Genomic DNA, 15,868 nt, shown 5'->3' on the forward strand with positions numbered 1-15,868 from the left:
ATTGTCTTGTGGCGCCAAGCGCGCGGAACCCAGACGGCCTAGGTCTGATAGAGAATGATAGCCCCAAGTTCATGCCTGAAGCGCCACGTGTGTTCCAGTTGCCAGCAAAGAGGGGCGCAGGATGCACCGTCGTTCGCATCTTCTGCATCGACTAATCGGGCGCTTGGCTATAGCACCTGCATTCTACGGTCAGGACTCGCCGCGGCGAATTTTGGCGCGACGAACCAGCTCGCGAACCTAATCCTCCACGCTGCATCGGCGAGGGTCAGTTGTTCACGACTACCGGATGTTGTGCACTGACGCACAATTTCAACCTGTTACTCAGCGGACGTCGGCCACAGCAATCGCCGCCTTATCGTTAGAGTTTGTTCGTTCAAGTCGGTAATTCTATCCGCAATGTGTCAAACTGAAGAGTCTGATAAAGGAGAAACTATGCGCAAAATACACCTGAATTTCTTGCAAGACTCCGACCGCGCGCTGACCACGCTCGTCGCCGTGCCCGTAGCACTCATGTTGGTCGGTTTTATCGCAGCAGTCTGCGCAATCCTGGGCTAACACTCGTCGCAGCCCTAGCCTCCAGCAGCATATTCACCGTGCTCAGACACTGACGCGCGCGAAGCGAAACGCGCCGGTTCATGTCTGCAATACCCTCATCCCCAGGCCAGTTTGGCAGGCTCTCCACACCTACGACACAGTAGACGCCTCCTGCGGCCCCTTCGCATCCGGTGGGAAACCTATGGCCTGATGCCCTCGGACAGACCAGAGGAACCTCGCCGTGGCCACGCGAGTCGAACCGTCATCAGGAAGAAAAGCAGGAACAAGCTCTGCGCGACGAAAGCGCCAACTTGAAAACCACGCGTGGGGCAGGCCCAAACGTTGAGCGCCACGTCGCCGGTGACGATGGTGACCATCAGCATCACGCCGAGTCTCGGTCTTGCCAGCAATAGGACGGCGGCGAGCGGGTCGAGGAAGGTCAGCATCGTTTGGTATGCAAAAACGAACACGGGCATTTCACAGTAGTACCAGGTCAGCCCGTGCTCGAGAAGAATGCGAGGTTGACACCAGCGCGCTGACTCCCTCTCTGGTCAACGCAACTCGTCAGTCCATGCGAACCGGTCCCGGCGCCGTGATGGCTTTAGTCATGAAGGCTTGGTAGGCTTACCCTAACGGGCAGCGCCCCAAAGCTCTATCGTCCACCTAATCACTTAATTCGAACTACTTGAATCCGTTGCTCCACCCCGTCAACTTGCATCGAAAAAAAACCATTTGCGGGAAATATGATTACTTTGGGGCGATACTTATAAGAATAAGTGTATGCATAACTACTTTGCTGCCAAATTTGTCCGTTAGTTAGCTTGAAAATTGTTTCACCATCCCATCCTTTGAAATCCCCCTCGATTTGCGACTCAACTACCTCGGATGATGCAGGCGAATGCTGCTTTCCCTTTGTTGCCGACGTCTTGCGTCCACCAACGCGTTCGATATTTATTTTTTTACTACCTATAATTAAATTCCCTTTGTCTGGGCATATAATAACTTGTGGAGAGTACTCATAGAGATATTCATACTCATATTTCACCTCCCAAATCGAACCATCCGACAATTTGAAAATTTCTCCATTGTTACCCATAAATGGGCTCGGACTAACGACCGATGAATCAAAGCATTCTTCTGCATGAGCATGAGTCAATAAACCCGAAATTGCAAAAAATAAAAAATATTTTTTCATAAAACACTTCTTTCATTATGAAATTTTGTGAAGGTCGGTTATTCACAGGAAGCTGACGAGCAGAATACTGTCTGGTCTATCGGCATGACTGCCCTCCGCCATGTTGTCAGGGATAGTCGTCCCTCGGCGGTAATGGGTTTAGTTGGGTCTTAAGGGCGATGTTTCTCAATGTATGCATCCATGGACTCAGGAAGCAGCTCATCATTGATTCGTAAGACCGCTCTTAGCAAATACTCACGAATGGCGGCACGGGGTTTTTTATCCCCTGCACAGTCAATTGAATAAAAAATGTCTCCAAGAATTGTTTCCAGCCCTTTGCACACATCCACGTCAGCGTTTTCATCGTAGATGATTTCATCGATAACGTGATGCTCTGTTACTTTATTTTTATTTGAGCATGGGCAGATGCATGACCTCGCGCCCTGAAAGAACTGCCCCCCGCCCCAGATGTAGCCTCTGCTTCGATAACTAATATCGAGTCCGTACCTATTGCTTGTTGGGTAGGTGGCATGATTCGGATTAGGGCAATCACAATGTCTTGTAACCATGAATAGGCCAAATTCTCTTGCTGCAACTAGGTATTTTTCATGCAACCTCTCCAGCCGACCTTTCGTGATGCTGTTTGGAGTTGTGTTATCCCAGAACAGGCTATGAGCAGAGTTCTCGACACCCGTGACAATTCGTAGGATATCACCACGTAGCGCTACATAGTATTCAAACAAATTCATACGTTTTATCTCCCCAAAGGCCCAACGTAGAGCTGAATGACTGCACGCCCGTAAATTACGTAGTTAGCAGAATTGCTTGCGGCCGGCCCGAAACATTTCGCGCGTAATTACGCAACGCTGCCAATACCGTTCAATTGTTCGAATCTTGAAACGAGGGGAATATTACCTCACATTTAGAGCGCATTCATGGCTAGTGCTAAAGAATGCTCACTTGCTCTTACGGCTTCAGTGTCGTTCTCGGTGAATGGCTGCTTCTGGCCGATTGACGACCGTCGGCAATCACCCCAAAATAGCCACGGTGTTTGTAAAGTAGCTGTCATCAACGCACGCACGTCGGCGCCAATTGAACAGGCTACTCATATCGACAACCGGTGGAGGTCACCATCGGTTTGGCTAAACCATTATCGATATGTTACATTGCGCGTATATTCAAACCTTTTAAATCATCTATCCCATTGGAGACACTATGACGTCGTACGCAGAGTATGTTGAACAAATCGCAAAATTGCAATCCCTGGCCGAGGCTGCCCGCAAAGATGAAATTAACGGCGCAATCAAGACAATCAAGGACTTGATGCAACAGCATGGAGTTTCCGTGGAGGACCTCGCCGCCGGAGGTCGTGTGAAGCCAGCTAAAGCCAAAGGCACAGTTCCAGCCCAGTTCAAGAACCCTGAAACGGGTGAGACATGGACTGGCCGTGGCCGTGCGCCGCGCTGGCTTGATGGCAAAGACAAAGAACAGTTTCGCATCACGGGTTAAGGCACAAGGCTGGGCGCAAATACCTCATATTCGCGCCGTCAGTCATTCCTCGATGATGAGAATTCCGAACGTCAGCACGATATGCCGCTGGCCGACCCTCGCGTTCACGCGGGAGCTCAGGCATCACTAGCTTTCCAATCCGCAGGGGGCCTCAACAGAGCCATACTTTGAACGGCTACACCCCAGAGAACACCCAGTTACTCTGCACGGCGTGCGATACAACCGTTCAGCAGTCGCGAGGATACAAGTAGAACGAGACCAGCCAGCCCCCCCCCCCCCGCCTACATACAATCAAGGACGACAAGCGCATGCTGACCGACAAACAACTGAATGCCGCCAACGCTTACGGGGAATGGCTCCGACTCGCAGTTCATGAGCGGAAACTGCCAGCAAATGAAAGAACCCGTGCCGCGGCTGCCTGCCTCGCAATTGCTCAAGACCACCATCATGCGATATTGGTCTTACTTGACGCGAGATTGTATGCATCAGTGTTTGCACTTGTTCGGGTCACCTTCGAAGCATACGTTCGAGGGGAATGGCTAGCGCTCTGTGCCACGAATGTCGAAATTGACGGATTTCTGAAGGGGGAAGAGCCACCGAAAATGGGGGTACTTCTTGCTGCCATTGAGGGAACGCCAGCGTTCAACGAAAAAATTCTTTCGCAGGTAAAGAAGCTGACGTGGGCGAGCATGTGCGCCTACACCCATACAGGTGGCCTGCACGTCCAGCGTTGGAATACCGAGTATGGCATCGAACCAAACTACTCGGCCGACGAGGTACTTGAGGCGCTTCGATTTGCCGACATCACTGCGTCGATGTCTGTGCTTGGAGTCCTGACCGTTGCGAGCGATGATGCAATGGCTGAAAGGGTGTTAGAACGATATACAACTAGATTGAACGAGTAATCGGAAGCAACTTTGAAACGGCACCCATGCTATACAAATATCTAAATCCAGACCGCGCAGATGTAATTGAGAATTTGTCGATTAGGTTCAGCCAGCCGTCAGCACTTAACGACCCGTTTGAGGCCACGGCGTTGATAAGGTTCGCCCATACGATGGAACTCGATATGGAGCGAGATGTGGACGCAGTGATGAAAGAATTCGGAATCGGCAAAAGTAACCCAGACTATAATGCTGCGCGAACGGAGATTATTGAAGAGCTACAAGCGCACCTGCAAGACCTAACTCATCCCAAGAGGGTGGGCGATGAAATCATGGAGCGCATGGAGTTTGCGCAAGGAGTGCTCTCTCTGTCCAGAACAAAGGAAAGCCTATTGATGTGGGCGCATTATGGAAACTCACACAAGGGCTACGCTTTGGGCCTTGATGAGAACCATGCTTTCTTCAAGGCCCCAGACATGTTGGAGCGGCCAACAGCTCCGAAGAGCGTTATTTACACAACGCAGCGAATTCATGTCGATGCCAACCGGGACGATTACCGGGAAATGCTTCTGTGTACGAAGTCATTGGAATGGGCATACGAAGAAGAGGTTCGAGTCTTCAGAACCTTCGGCAAGCAGTTCAGCGACTTTGAAAAGAACACGAAGGGGCAAGTCCATTTGTTCTCGATTCCTCACGATTGCATTCGCGAGGTGTATATCGGCGCAAACTGCGGTGCCGGAACTAGGAAGCGGATACTGAATGCGATAGATAGGCACAAGCTCAGTGTAAGAGTTTTCACAGCACACCTCCTGCTTGACAAGTATGCGTTGGGTTTTACGGAGATTCCACCAGCCCAAGTCTTTTCGTATCGAGTTCGAGATTTTTATAGAAACCAGGGCAAGCAGCTCAAGCACCTTGCACATACCTGAGTAATCACCGCATCAACACCACCGGCTCAAAGAACGTAGGAGACCTTGCCCTCACTAAGGCTGACCGCTCCCGTAGACTGTAATTTCTTAATAATCGCTTCGATTTCGTCTTTGGCTATCCCTTTCGGGAAAAGGGCGACAATGCTGGTCGTCAAGGTTTTAATTGTACGGGGTCGTGCATCGCCGCGCAGTTTAAGATTGGCGACAACAAGTGCGAAGTTGTCGGGCTTGGGATTCTTACCGATAGGCTTATTCGACAAATCCAAAGGCGGCAACTTAGCCGTAACTATGGCGGCATCGGCCGCGCGCCCTACGGCGCCAATACTTCCTGGACACTCGAAGTTGCCTTTTTGGTTAAGGACGACCTGGAATTTATCCTTAAGCGACATGCTCCCAAAGATTGCATTCAATGATTTGCAGCAGGCAACACAGTTTTCTTCATTTTTGCCACCGCCGTTTACGCTGGCAAAAAGGTGCTCAATGCTAGCATCCGCTTTTGGCAATGAGGATTTGCAAAAGAAGCAAGTTCCGCCCTGGACAAACATAAGGCGTTCAAGGCGTTTCGTTGACATAAATAGGCTCAGTTAGTACCTAAGCCCGGCAACTGGGCTTAGGCTAGCTTTCAATTAGCAAAACCACCGCACTGCAGTAAAAGGCCGAAAACAATTCCCTAAAAGCAAGACCATTGCTTGATTCATACGAATGATACGATACATATGATTCATACGATTCATACGATTCATACGATTAAAATTGATAGCACGAATTACATGTGCAATACTAGCCAGGCAACCAAATAGAAAAGACCCCATCTACGACTCCCAATGAGTTGAATTAACCAGCCGGTAAGCGTGGCAGCTTATTTCTTCCCGATGCTTCTGTACGCACCGATTGCTACGGCACCTGCAAGACCTCTTTGCTCTAGCCGTGTTGCCGGCAGCGCCTTGCTAACGGGAAAACCATCTTAACCTCGATGTCAAGGAGCACTTTTATTTATACGCGCACTCAGTATCTGCTCTATAAAAGGGTGTAATTCATCATGGTTGAGCAGAACAATTTGCGGTGATTGAAAGCTTGATGCAAACGGCCCCAGTCCCAGCTCTTTCAGAACGTAATAAAGAAGCGCTTCTCGCACCTCAATGGTAGTTACCCCCTCCTTCATCGAATAGTCGAGCTCAACGGCTCTTCGATTTCCTTCGGTTAGCTCAGGATTTGCCGCGATTTTTACTTTTAAGGCTGAGTGCCACTTGACATCAAGTTCAGGGGGACGACCTAAGACCGAGTCACGGTAAATCGTCAGAATTCTACCCAGAACAAAGTCCCGGTATCCATCCCTAAGAAAACAATACGCTCGTACATGCCAACGAAATCCGTCGTGGCCAAACGCATGTGGAGAAATGACCCGTTCAATTGGGTCTGCCTCTGAATCAGACTGGTAACTAATACGGACCCCCCTCTGGTGCCGGATAGCATCCAACAACAACGACAAGGTCTCACTCTGTACTAGACGGGTTAGCACTGGAACTCCGGCGAACGGCGGCATCCACCCGATATATGTATCTCGCGCATTGAGAAGGCCACTGGAGCATGCGAGCAACTCGTTGAGATACCGCTGCGGCGTTGTATTGCCGACAGCTGGAGAGTAGTCATCGCTCACTCGGTAGGTCCGCGAACTACGGTCATAGACTAAGTTCTTGGGTGAAATTTGAGCGTACTTAGCAATGTCGAGTGAAGCTTGAGGAATCGAGATACCAAAGTGAGTTCGGAGGTCTGCTCTATTGACAGTTTTCTCCCATCGCAATCTGAAATCGATAAATTCCAACCGGCGCTCTTGCCCCCAATTCGCACTAGCTAAGGCCTCAGATTCGCTGGTGCCCTCTTCCGGGCCAGTTTGCAGTTTTTCCATGAGCGAAGCGTAGCATGCAAATAAAAATTCTACCAGTATAGTTTTTATGCGTATAATTAGTAATCGCGCTAGCAAGGTTGGTGACTGAACTAACCGCAGGGTGCTCTGAAAGGAAAAATCATGCCGTTAAGCAATGCCAAGTTGCAGTACTACGACTCAAATGTGTTACGCCTCCCTGCGGACAAGCGCAAGGAATACCACCAGCAGGTTGACCGCCTCGTGACTGCTTTGGGTGTCAAGTTGAAGGAACAAACAGACATTAAGGTCACGAAGGTCGTTAAGGCAGGGTCGTTTGCAAAATACACGATTCTGCGCAAGACCAACGAAGACCCCGTAGATGTAGATGTCGTTTTCTATATTTCCGGCCGAAACGTAGACCATGAAACGTTAGAGAGCCTGATGCAAACCATTTATGATGTTTTGGTTAAGCTCTACCCGAATAAGTCGGTCGAACACTTTGAAATTCAGCGTAAGGCAGCAACCGTAAATTTCGTTGGCAGCGGCCTTAGCGTGGACATTGTCCCGGTGATTGAAAACCCGTGGAAGCCGGGTTACGGTTGGCAATACGACATCCGTGACGGCTCGCGAGTTGAAACCTGCGCACCATGCCAAGTCAAATTCGTTCAGACCAGAAAGGATACCGACGCGAACTTTCGAACCCTCGTACGCCTTGGCAAGCGATGGAGTCGGCACGCTGAAATCAAACTAAAATCATTTATGGTCGAACTTGTCCTGGCCCATCTGCTCGACAAGAACGGCAAGTCCGGTTCAATTGAACAACGGTTCCGTGACTTCTTACTGTACATCGCACAGTCAGGACTAAAGGAAGTCATCCGCTTTCCGGAAAACGGTCTCGGCCTCCTCATGCCAACGTTCACCGACCCGGTTGTTATCCTCGACCCTGTCAATAGTTCCAACAACGTTGCTAGCCGTCTAACCGAGGCGGAGCGTGTCGAAATTGTTGACGCCGCCCAGAGCGCATGGGAAACCGCATACTTTGCTTCGGAGTCCGATGGCGAGGAAGAGGCATGGAAGGAGCTGTTCGGCGCTCGCTTCAAAGTTGAGGAGGCGGCATGAGCACGAGCTACACCGCATCAAGCAGCTACACCGTTGCCGACATCGAAAAGGTTGTAAGTCGATTTTCTGCTGACCTACTCATGATTGCTGACAGTACAAAAGCGCTTAGCCAGGAAAAGGCCCGTACATACGCCCGCGACGTTGAGCGCTTGGTAAAAAAGGGCTACTTGGAAAGCGTTGACGTGACCCTCCTTGACTTCTTTGGAACTGAACTGCGCGCCGTGACCTACCACGTCAACACAGACGCTGGCAGCCTCAATAGCAGCCGACCTGGTGGCGTGCTTTGGCCAAATACCTCCGGGGGGGCGATACGCCTCGTATTACGCCACAACCATACATATACCGATAGCGCGCAGGAGACAATGCGCGAAGACCTCGAGACATCTTGGAGCCCCACATCAGCCGATACGAGTCACGCAAGCCTGAACGCTGGCAACGGACGCGATTACGAAAGCAACGGATTTGGTATGCAACGAAAGGACTTTACGAAATGACCCAGCAGACTGCATTTGACAGCAAGACAATCCTAGCCGACCTTACATTGACCGCACGTGAGAGTTCACTTCTCGGGTTTGAAAAGCGATATACGCGCATCAATGAACAGTTGCGCTTGCTGCTCAATCTCGCCGACCTCGCGACCTGGAGTAAACAATTCCACAAGGTGAAACTGCCTTTAGTTGACCTTGTCTCCGAACAGTATCCTCTTGTCATTTTTCATGGCGACGTCGGTACTGGCAAAACTGCGACCGCAGAGTGTGTGGCCAACCGCCTCGCGCGTGAGTCACGTTGCGAAGACCCCCTTCTGTTTCGTCTAAGCAACCGCGTGCGTGGCAGTGGCCGTGTTGGGGAAATGGGCACATTGCTCACACAGGCATTCGCGGAGGTTTTGCAAGCTGCTGGGAAGACTAGACGCGCCTTCCTCGTCATCGACGAGGCCGACTCTCTAGGGTCAGTGCGGTCACAAGAGCATAGCCACCATGAGGATAAAGTGGCCGTCAACACACTGATTCAGTGCATCGACGACCTGCGTCGATTCGGCGGCCGCGTCGTAGTTTTCCTTTGCACGAACCGTTTGTCGGTGATAGACCCCGCCCTGCTTCGACGCGCCGCGATTGTCGAAGAGTTCACAAGACCTGGCGACGAAGAGCGTCTGCAGCTTCTGTCGAGCGATTTGCAAGGAATCGAGATAACGGCTGCAGAACTGGCTAAATTGGTAAGCTCGACCGGACCAAAGCCCGGTCAGCCTGGCTGGACATATTCCGATATCAGAACACGCCTGTATCCAACAGCAATGGCAAAAGCATTCCCTTCTCGCGCTGTTTCCGCCACGGACTTTCTAACCGCAGCCGCCCTGCTGCGCCCCTCCCCGGTCATGGAGGACAAGTAATGCACAATTCAATTTTCGGCAGGCGAATTCACATCTCCGGCAGTATACCAAGTGAAGGAAATACTGCGGAGGCTGTGAAAGCGCGCCAATTTATAGAGCAACTGGTGCAAGATTTGCTCAAGAAAGGTGCCACGTTTGTGGTTCCGGTCGATGCGGAAAAATTACGCGGTGACCATGTGCCATTCTGCTTCGACTGGCTAATCTGGAAGACGATTCGTGACAATCTCCATGTACGCCCACATGGTGCCCCTACCCCGCTTGCAGTCGCGGTCAAGCATCACAAAAATGATGAACAAATCCCCGAAGAATTCGTTCAGTTGTGGGATGAGTTTAGTGCGACCGATTCTGTCCGGGTCGATAGCGCCGCGCATTGGAACATGAACAGTAAACGCATGGAGGTACAAGCACGGCACGGCGATATTCTGATTACGGTCGGCGGCGGTGAAGGAATTTTATTTCTCGCAAACGCTTACCATGACGCTGGGAAGCCTGTGATTCCGGTCAATTTTCCTGTTTCGACACGTGGCTCCGGCACTCACAAATTATGTGAATTCGCGTCCGTCGGTAACGCAGCAAGCAAGTTGTTTCGGACACGTGACGGCAACACCTCGCTGACCTGGCTGGATAGAATCACCCCAAAAGCGCGCAGTGAGGTAAAACAGGTTGCTGAAAAAGTCGTGGAATTGCTGAGCGCCCTCGAGCGGCCTTCGGCGTTTGCGGTGAGGCTTCTTAACCCGGAACTTCCTGAATACGAGTCGGTCCAGGAATTTTTCGATGTGGTTGTCAAACCGGTGATAGAAGACGATTACGGTTATAGTCTGACTGTGGTCGATGGGAAGCAGGCTGTTGAGGAATCTCGAATCGACCAAGATATTTTTGTGAAGCTCCGGCGAAGCGGATTGGTCATTGCGGACCTGACTGGCGAGCGTCCAAACTGTTTTCTGGAATTAGGATATGCGTTGGGGCGCAGCGCACGAACAATTGTCACCGCCCGCCATGGCACGCGTACGCCTTTTGACGTCGCCACATATGCGGCCCATATTTGGAGAGACAAGGGTGACGTCACCCAACGTCGAAATGAATTTCGTGGGCACATTGAATCTATAAAGAATCGACCTTCCGTCACCAGCGATGCCCCCTTGATATCATGACTATAAAAAGAGAAGTGTTTATTTCAGTTGACATTGAGGCTTCCGGTCCAATTCCCGGCGAGTACAGTCTCTTGTCGATTGGCGCTTGCGACGCCTATCGTCCTGAAAACAGTTTCAGCTGCCTCGTAAAGCCAACTTCTGACAACGCAGTACCTGAAGCACTTGCGGTAACGGGGCTATCTCTCGATAAGTTGCAGCTGGAAGGAAAGGCTCCGCCGGACGCAATGGCGAGGTTCGCTGATTGGGTGTCCACCTGCAGCGGAAGTGGCACCCCCGTCTTCGTTGGATTGAATGCTGGGTTTGACTGGTCATTCATCAACTACTATTTCATCCGGTATTACGGTTCAAATCCGTTTGGAATCGCCGCGCTCGACATCAAGGCTCTGTTCATGGGAGCTCGAGGATGCAGCTGGAAAGAGACGAAGTCGAGCAATATGAAGCAGGTCACGGGGGCTCTGACGGAGGGTACACACGACGCCTTGGAGGACGCTCGATTCCAAGCAGAACTTTTCAGGCGTATCCGAGGCTAAAAAAGACAATGGAGCGTCGACCAGTTTTCGTCCTCGATACGCGCTCCATAATCCGAACATGCATCTGCAATATCAAGTGTTGCCATACCACTACTCCACACCTAATGCCTTGAACACGGCATCCACAGGGTCCGAGTAAAAGCTTGTTTGAAACTTGGCAAACAACTCTCCAGGAACCGAGGCAATATCGGTCACGCTCGACATCGGAAGCAGGATGCGCTTGGCGCCGGCATCGAACGCCACCTGCATGCACTCCGCCAGGTTGCGTACTTGGACGATGGTGCCGCCCAGACTCATATCACCCATCACGGCCAACTGCGATTGCACCGGCTTGCCAAGCGCTGCAGAGCACAAGGCAATGAAGCTGGCCAAGGTAAGCGCCTGTGGTGCGCCGCTATTCTGCAACTCAACCAAGTGCGTATGGAAGTCACGCTCCCCCGGTTTGATGGAGGCGCTGACCCGCGATGAATTGGCTTTGAAATAGTCGAACGCCACCCGTACCGCTTCCCGCGGCGCCACGCCTGATACGTTCGCTTTGCCAGAACCGGGAATAGACTGAATCTCCAACCGGTAGATGCCTGGCATCTCGGATGAGCCCATGCTAATGGTGTGCAAGGTGCCGGGGCTCAAGCGCCCTTCAGGCACCAGCGCACCGCCCGACTGTTCTGGCACGGTGACAAAGCGCTCAACACCATCCTCCAGGTCGATGTAGCTGAAATGAACGTCATAAAACTCCATGCCGCCAATTTTCTTGAGCTGCTCCTTGATTCGACGGCGTGCCTCCAGCGCATATTCCAGGCACTTGCGCACCGAATCCTTGGTGTATTCACCGTTCGGGGACACCAGCTTGAGCAGACCTGAAGTCGTACGCCGCACCGCGATGGTATCGCGCTGATTCAGGTTATTGCCAAGCTTGAACCACTTATCGATGGCGTCCGCAAAGCTTTGCTTGCGCATCTCGCGCAGGTACTCGGCCAGATAGTCGACAATCAGGCCATATTGATTGGTAAAAAATTCCGGCCGCATTTTGGGAATTTCCCAGCCCGGCACATAGGCATGGAAGCGGTCAAAAAATGCCGAATCAATCATGGCTTCCGGGAATGGTGCCAACAGGTGCGAGGTCTTGACCAGCGACTCCACGCTCTGGTTGATGTTGCCCACAAATACCATCGCGGCGCTGGCATTGATGGACTCCCGGCCCCGGCTGAACGAGCCCGAAGCCATGTAATCCTTCATGATTTGCACGCCATCGTGGTCCTTGAAGTTGATGCCGGCCACTTCATCGAATGCCACAACGTCCCACAAGCCGACCAAGCCCACCTTGCGCGCGCTCATGTTGTAAAACAGGTTGGCCACCGTAGTTTGGCCGCCCGACACCAGAATGCTGTTCGGACTGATTTCCTTGTAGATGTGACTCTTGCCGGTGCCGCGTGGGCCGAGCTCGCAGAAGTTGTAGTTGTTTTCCACCAGCGGGACCATGCGTGCGAGAAGGTGCCACTTGACCCGTTCCTTGAAGTGGCTGGGTTCCATGCCGGTGGAGCGAATCAAGGCATCAATCCACTGCTCATCCGTGAACGACTTGCGCGCCTCGTACAGGGCCGCCATGTCCATATTGGGCATCTGGATAGGCTTAAGCTCGGTCACCGTAAATGGTGACCCCTTCTGGTCCTCTTCATAGAAGTATTTCAGTGTGACGATGCACCAGATGCCTCCCACCAGCAATTTTTCGAACTGACGCACATAACTGCTGGAAATTTCCGCGTTCTTCACCCCAAGATTGGACAGCAAAGCCTCGTACACGTCCCGCTTTTCATTGAGCTTGACGGTGACCTTGTCGATGACCTTGTAGGTACCGCTTTCGCGGACCTTGGATTTGACCTTCTCTGCCTCGTCCGCGCGCACGTAGTTTTCCGTGAGAATGCGCTTGACGTTGACAAGACCGTTCTGGATGACGGCCTCATCATTGCTTGCGCAGTACATGCCCAGCAGGTACTCCAACACGTACACCGGCACGTTCGCTCCCTCTTTAATCAGCTTGGTCAGGTCTTTACGCACGACCTTGCCAGCAAAGTGGATGTTGAGCAGCGTGTCCAGGCTGCTATCCGGCAGCTCATGCGCGGATGTGTTGGCGGGTGTCGGGGTTTGTATCATCTCAATTTTCAAAAGTCGTTACCAAAGGCTAGGTCTACCTTGACGGGCAAGCGCAGCACTTCCACGTTGCTCACGGCATCGCGCATCACCAGGTCATAGTGCTTGTGCGGGTCATGCGCGCCAGCAAGGACGGTCAACAGAATCGAACGTTTGCGTTCATCGAGCAACTGTGACGTACTGTCAAAAGTAATGGATTGCACGTTGCTGATGGGTTTGTCGTTATCCGAGCCATCGCGCAGCGAGACCACCACGGACCGCGCCAGCACCCGTTCCGACACCGCATCGGTCTGAATGAACTCGAAGCGCTGGGTGTTGGTCACCACCTTGTTCACGGCACCCAACAGGCTGACGCTCACATATTTTGTCTTTGCATTTTCCGCTTCGCTGACCCGCACGGTGATGACCGGCACCACAACCTCTTGCGGCATGGCGCTACCATGGACGAAGCGTGCCCCACCAGCAAAGTGGAACCGGCTGGCCCCCTTGGGCACCCAGAAATCCAGACTGCCTTCCAGTGTGGTGCCCGCCGTCACCGCCGTATTGCCAGACCAGGCTTTGGGGGTAGTTCCCAAATCACGGCCAATCAGGTAGCGCTTCTTGGCTTTCAATGTTCCCGCAGGTTTGTCGTCCAGCGTGGACTTGTCCGATTCATCCAGCGCTGACTCTTGGTACATGAACCCGTGGTCAGCCGTGACCAGTACCGCAGAACCATTGAGGCTATGGATGATGAAACCCAGCACATTGGAGAGCTCCTGCACGGTTTGCGCAGCCGCCTCAAAAGTCTTGGTCTCTGACGACTGCTTGTCGCCAGTCATGTCGATGCGGTCGTGATAGACGTAAATAAGCCGCTGGTCGCGCACCAGTTCCCGGCCCTTCTCTTTGCCCAGTCCCATCAGGTCTTCGGCCTTGATGGCCAATCCGCCAAATCGTTGGAGGTGTTCGCTGCGTTGTTCCAGCGTCGCCACGGCATGCCCATCGGCCAGCACATCCAGGTTGGCGCTCTCTTTGTAGGCCAACGTCTTGTGCGGCAGCAGCGCGGCCATGCCCAACGCGGTATAGCTGGGCAGTACACCCAGCATGCCGTCCAGCGACGCCTTGAAGCGGCTCTTGCTGTTGGTGTGCTGCACCAGCTCCTGAGCCACCTCGTACCTAAATGCGTCGGATATCAGAACGAAAACCCGCTTCACCCCGCCGTCAAACAGCGGCAACACCTTGCGCTCATAGAACGCCTGTTGTGACGTCACCTCAGGCAGTTTCCAGTGCTTGAGCAAGCCCTGCGGCCCCTCCAGCACTTTGGACCAGGCAGTGCTCAAGTGCGGGATGAACCAACCGGAATACACACCCTCAATCGTCTCGCGCAATTCGTGCAGCACGGCCCAGCCGGTGGGTTCGACGGCATCAGCCGCCGTGTGAAAATGCCGGTACAACTGGTCAAACCGAAACAGCTCATCGCGGTATTGTGCAAATGCGGTGCCCGCGTCAGCAAAACTAAAGCCTGCGGCATGGGTCGATTTCAAGCTGAAAAAGTCGGCGGCGGCGGTCAAGGCGTCGTAACACGCAGCCAGCGCGCGGGTACGTTCGTTGGCACTGGCCAGCAAGGGGTTCGCCCAATGCCCATCGCGACGGCGCGCCATTAGCGCGCGCACCACATCCATGTTGGCACCGGCACCGGCGACGATACGTTTTTTAAGTTCTTGCACCATCCGCAATTCGACATCTTCAAACGTCATGCATTCCACCAGTTGCTCGGCCGACTGGCCCGACAACAGGCTCACCAGGTCAAGCTCATTGGCCACAGCCTGCGCCAGCGCGTTGTAATTGCCAAACTGCGCAATATCTGAGCGCCAACGCCCGACAAACACCGACGCATTCGCGGCCAAGGTGCGGTCAGGTAGCACAAAGTGCGCCAATTGAGGGGGTGCATCACCCTGCAGGCCCCGGCAGAAATCCGTCACCAGAATACGGAACAACAGGTCGCGCAAGCTAGGGCTGGCCTCAATATAGCCCAGTTGCAATTGCACCAATTCCCAAAACGCAGGCGTCAAATCGTTGGCAGCGATGTCTTGCCAGGCTTTCGGCTGGGCCGACAAGTCTGCCACGCCATCCACCACCACGGCACCGTACAGGCGCTGCAACATGGCAAACAACTCGGGTTGGTCGGCACGGGTCAGCACCGCTAACATCTTGCAGTCTAGGTCCTGTGCGCCATCGCCCGGTAGCACCATCCGCTTGAGGCGGTCCACCCTGTCTTTGGCACGCAGAAATTTGACGCGCTCTTTCAGGTGCTGACGCAGCCCTTGTGTGGTCAGGCCCAAGTCTTCCAGCAAGATGGAGGTGGTATCCGCCCGAAACGACTTGCTGCGCATGCGCACATCGAGCAACCAGTCCTTGGTTGGTTCCGGCTCGGGCTTGGCGCTGTAAATCAGCCAGCGCTGGTCCAGGGCGCCCTCAATGTCGAGTTTGACCCGCAGCGCGGGCATATCGTCCAGGCGCACCAATTGCACGCCGTCGAGCTGCAGACTATCCACTGCAGAAGCAAATTCGGCCTCCACATCGTGCCAAAAAACCACCAGGTGGGTGGAGAATAAAGTGGTCAAGCTATCAAACAGGCGTTGTTGGCTCATTGCATTTTTCTA

General features: G+C 52.9%; 16 protein-coding genes. 9 read left to right on the forward strand and 7 right to left on the reverse strand.

Annotation, left to right across the window (positions count from 1 at the left end):
- Positions 1-432: 432 nt before the first annotated feature.
- Complete coding sequence (locus O0881_RS08340) at positions 433-555, forward strand: hypothetical protein (protein ID WP_289910862.1); 123 nt, start codon at positions 433-435, stop codon at positions 553-555.
- A gap of 179 nt (positions 556-734) precedes the next feature.
- Here O0881_RS08340 and O0881_RS08345 read toward each other — a convergent pair whose 3' ends face one another.
- From O0881_RS08345 to O0881_RS08355, 3 genes are all read right to left on the reverse strand, one after another.
- Positions 735-980 (reverse strand): hypothetical protein, encoded by a 246-nt coding sequence (locus O0881_RS08345; protein WP_289910863.1) that lies wholly within the window; start codon positions 978-980, stop codon positions 735-737.
- Between the two features lie 221 nt (positions 981-1,201).
- On the reverse strand, positions 1,202-1,729 hold the full coding sequence (locus O0881_RS08350) for a hypothetical protein (RefSeq protein ID WP_289910864.1): 528 nt from the start codon (positions 1,727-1,729) through the stop codon (positions 1,202-1,204).
- A 149-nt stretch (positions 1,730-1,878) separates the two neighbouring features.
- Positions 1,879-2,457 (reverse strand): hypothetical protein, encoded by a 579-nt coding sequence (locus tag O0881_RS08355; protein WP_289910865.1) that lies wholly within the window; start codon positions 2,455-2,457, stop codon positions 1,879-1,881.
- Positions 2,458-2,923: 466 nt separating this feature from the next.
- Here O0881_RS08355 and O0881_RS08360 point away from each other — a divergent pair, with 466 nt between their 5' ends.
- The 3 genes from O0881_RS08360 (at position 2,924) to O0881_RS08370 (ending at position 5,030) form a co-directional block, all read left to right on the forward strand.
- Complete coding sequence (locus tag O0881_RS08360) at positions 2,924-3,217, forward strand: H-NS histone family protein (RefSeq protein ID WP_289910866.1); 294 nt, start codon at positions 2,924-2,926, stop codon at positions 3,215-3,217.
- Between the two features lie 308 nt (positions 3,218-3,525).
- Positions 3,526-4,122, forward strand: coding sequence for a hypothetical protein (locus O0881_RS08365; RefSeq protein WP_289910867.1), 597 nt, complete (start codon positions 3,526-3,528; stop codon positions 4,120-4,122).
- Between the two features lie 152 nt (positions 4,123-4,274).
- A complete protein-coding gene (locus tag O0881_RS08370) occupies positions 4,275-5,030 on the forward strand; it encodes a DUF2971 domain-containing protein (RefSeq protein ID WP_289910868.1) in 756 nt (251 codons plus the stop codon).
- A 26-nt stretch (positions 5,031-5,056) separates the two neighbouring features.
- On the opposite strand, the gene O0881_RS08375 is transcribed toward O0881_RS08370, so the two are convergent.
- Complete coding sequence (locus O0881_RS08375; RefSeq protein ID WP_289910869.1) at positions 5,057-5,602, reverse strand: hypothetical protein; 546 nt, start codon at positions 5,600-5,602, stop codon at positions 5,057-5,059.
- A gap of 404 nt (positions 5,603-6,006) precedes the next feature.
- A complete protein-coding gene (locus O0881_RS08380; RefSeq protein ID WP_289910870.1) occupies positions 6,007-6,936 on the reverse strand; it encodes a WYL domain-containing protein in 930 nt (309 codons plus the stop codon).
- A 120-nt stretch (positions 6,937-7,056) separates the two neighbouring features.
- Here O0881_RS08380 and O0881_RS08385 point away from each other — a divergent pair, with 120 nt between their 5' ends.
- From O0881_RS08385 to O0881_RS08405, 5 genes are read left to right on the forward strand one after another with little or no spacing between them, the layout of a single operon-like run.
- Positions 7,057-8,013 carry a CBASS oligonucleotide cyclase gene (locus tag O0881_RS08385; protein ID WP_289910871.1) on the forward strand — a complete coding sequence of 319 codons (957 nt, stop codon included), beginning with the start codon at positions 7,057-7,059 and terminating at the stop codon, positions 8,011-8,013.
- The gene (locus O0881_RS08390) at positions 8,010-8,507 is read left to right on the forward strand and encodes a hypothetical protein (RefSeq protein ID WP_289910872.1); all 498 of its coding nucleotides are present in this window, start codon (positions 8,010-8,012) and stop codon (positions 8,505-8,507) included. Before O0881_RS08385 ends, O0881_RS08390 begins: the two co-directional genes overlap by 4 nt.
- Positions 8,504-9,400 (forward strand): ATP-binding protein, encoded by an 897-nt coding sequence (locus O0881_RS08395; RefSeq protein ID WP_289910873.1) that lies wholly within the window; start codon positions 8,504-8,506, stop codon positions 9,398-9,400. The genes O0881_RS08390 and O0881_RS08395 overlap by 4 nt, the downstream gene beginning before the upstream one ends.
- A complete protein-coding gene (locus O0881_RS08400; RefSeq protein WP_289910874.1) occupies positions 9,400-10,551 on the forward strand; it encodes a hypothetical protein in 1,152 nt (383 codons plus the stop codon). Before O0881_RS08395 ends, O0881_RS08400 begins: the two co-directional genes overlap by 1 nt.
- Positions 10,548-11,081, forward strand: coding sequence for a 3'-5' exonuclease (locus O0881_RS08405; protein ID WP_289910875.1), 534 nt, complete (start codon positions 10,548-10,550; stop codon positions 11,079-11,081). The genes O0881_RS08400 and O0881_RS08405 overlap by 4 nt, the downstream gene beginning before the upstream one ends.
- A gap of 90 nt (positions 11,082-11,171) precedes the next feature.
- Here O0881_RS08405 and brxL read toward each other — a convergent pair whose 3' ends face one another.
- Together brxL and pglZ are read right to left on the reverse strand one after the other, a co-directional pair.
- Positions 11,172-13,232, reverse strand: coding sequence for a protease Lon-related BREX system protein BrxL (gene brxL, locus O0881_RS08410; RefSeq protein ID WP_289910876.1), 2,061 nt, complete (start codon positions 13,230-13,232; stop codon positions 11,172-11,174).
- A gap of 8 nt (positions 13,233-13,240) precedes the next feature.
- Entirely contained in the window at positions 13,241-15,856 is a 2,616-nt protein-coding gene (pglZ, locus tag O0881_RS08415; RefSeq protein ID WP_289910877.1) for a BREX-1 system phosphatase PglZ type A, read from the reverse strand.
- Between the last annotated feature and the right edge of the window lie 12 nt (positions 15,857-15,868).

Source organism: Janthinobacterium sp. SUN100 (genome assembly GCF_030397705.1).
In the GTDB taxonomy this organism is placed as follows: Bacteria; Pseudomonadota; Gammaproteobacteria; order Burkholderiales; family Burkholderiaceae_D; genus Janthinobacterium; species Janthinobacterium kumbetense.

Bases quoted from the DNA above. Each gene is read 5' to 3' on its own strand.
- O0881_RS08340 (WP_289910862.1), top strand. From the start codon at position 433: ATGCGCAAAATACACCTGAATTTCTTGCAAGACTCCGACCGCGCGCTG.
- O0881_RS08345 (WP_289910863.1), bottom strand. From the start codon at position 980: ATGCTGACCTTCCTCGACCCGCTCGCCGCCGTCCTATTGCTGGCAAGA.
- O0881_RS08350 (WP_289910864.1), bottom strand. From the start codon at position 1,729: ATGAAAAAATATTTTTTATTTTTTGCAATTTCGGGTTTATTGACTCAT.
- O0881_RS08355 (WP_289910865.1), bottom strand. From the start codon at position 2,457: ATGAATTTGTTTGAATACTATGTAGCGCTACGTGGTGATATCCTACGA.
- O0881_RS08360 (WP_289910866.1), top strand. From the start codon at position 2,924: ATGACGTCGTACGCAGAGTATGTTGAACAAATCGCAAAATTGCAATCC.
- O0881_RS08365 (WP_289910867.1), top strand. From the start codon at position 3,526: ATGCTGACCGACAAACAACTGAATGCCGCCAACGCTTACGGGGAATGG.
- O0881_RS08370 (WP_289910868.1), top strand. From the start codon at position 4,275: ATGGAACTCGATATGGAGCGAGATGTGGACGCAGTGATGAAAGAATTC.
- O0881_RS08375 (WP_289910869.1), bottom strand. From the start codon at position 5,602: ATGTCAACGAAACGCCTTGAACGCCTTATGTTTGTCCAGGGCGGAACT.
- O0881_RS08380 (WP_289910870.1), bottom strand. From the start codon at position 6,936: ATGGAAAAACTGCAAACTGGCCCGGAAGAGGGCACCAGCGAATCTGAG.
- O0881_RS08385 (WP_289910871.1), top strand. From the start codon at position 7,057: ATGCCGTTAAGCAATGCCAAGTTGCAGTACTACGACTCAAATGTGTTA.
- O0881_RS08390 (WP_289910872.1), top strand. From the start codon at position 8,010: ATGAGCACGAGCTACACCGCATCAAGCAGCTACACCGTTGCCGACATC.
- O0881_RS08395 (WP_289910873.1), top strand. From the start codon at position 8,504: ATGACCCAGCAGACTGCATTTGACAGCAAGACAATCCTAGCCGACCTT.
- O0881_RS08400 (WP_289910874.1), top strand. From the start codon at position 9,400: ATGCACAATTCAATTTTCGGCAGGCGAATTCACATCTCCGGCAGTATA.
- O0881_RS08405 (WP_289910875.1), top strand. From the start codon at position 10,548: ATGACTATAAAAAGAGAAGTGTTTATTTCAGTTGACATTGAGGCTTCC.
- brxL (WP_289910876.1), bottom strand. From the start codon at position 13,232: ATGATACAAACCCCGACACCCGCCAACACATCCGCGCATGAGCTGCCG.
- pglZ (WP_289910877.1), bottom strand. From the start codon at position 15,856: ATGAGCCAACAACGCCTGTTTGATAGCTTGACCACTTTATTCTCCACC.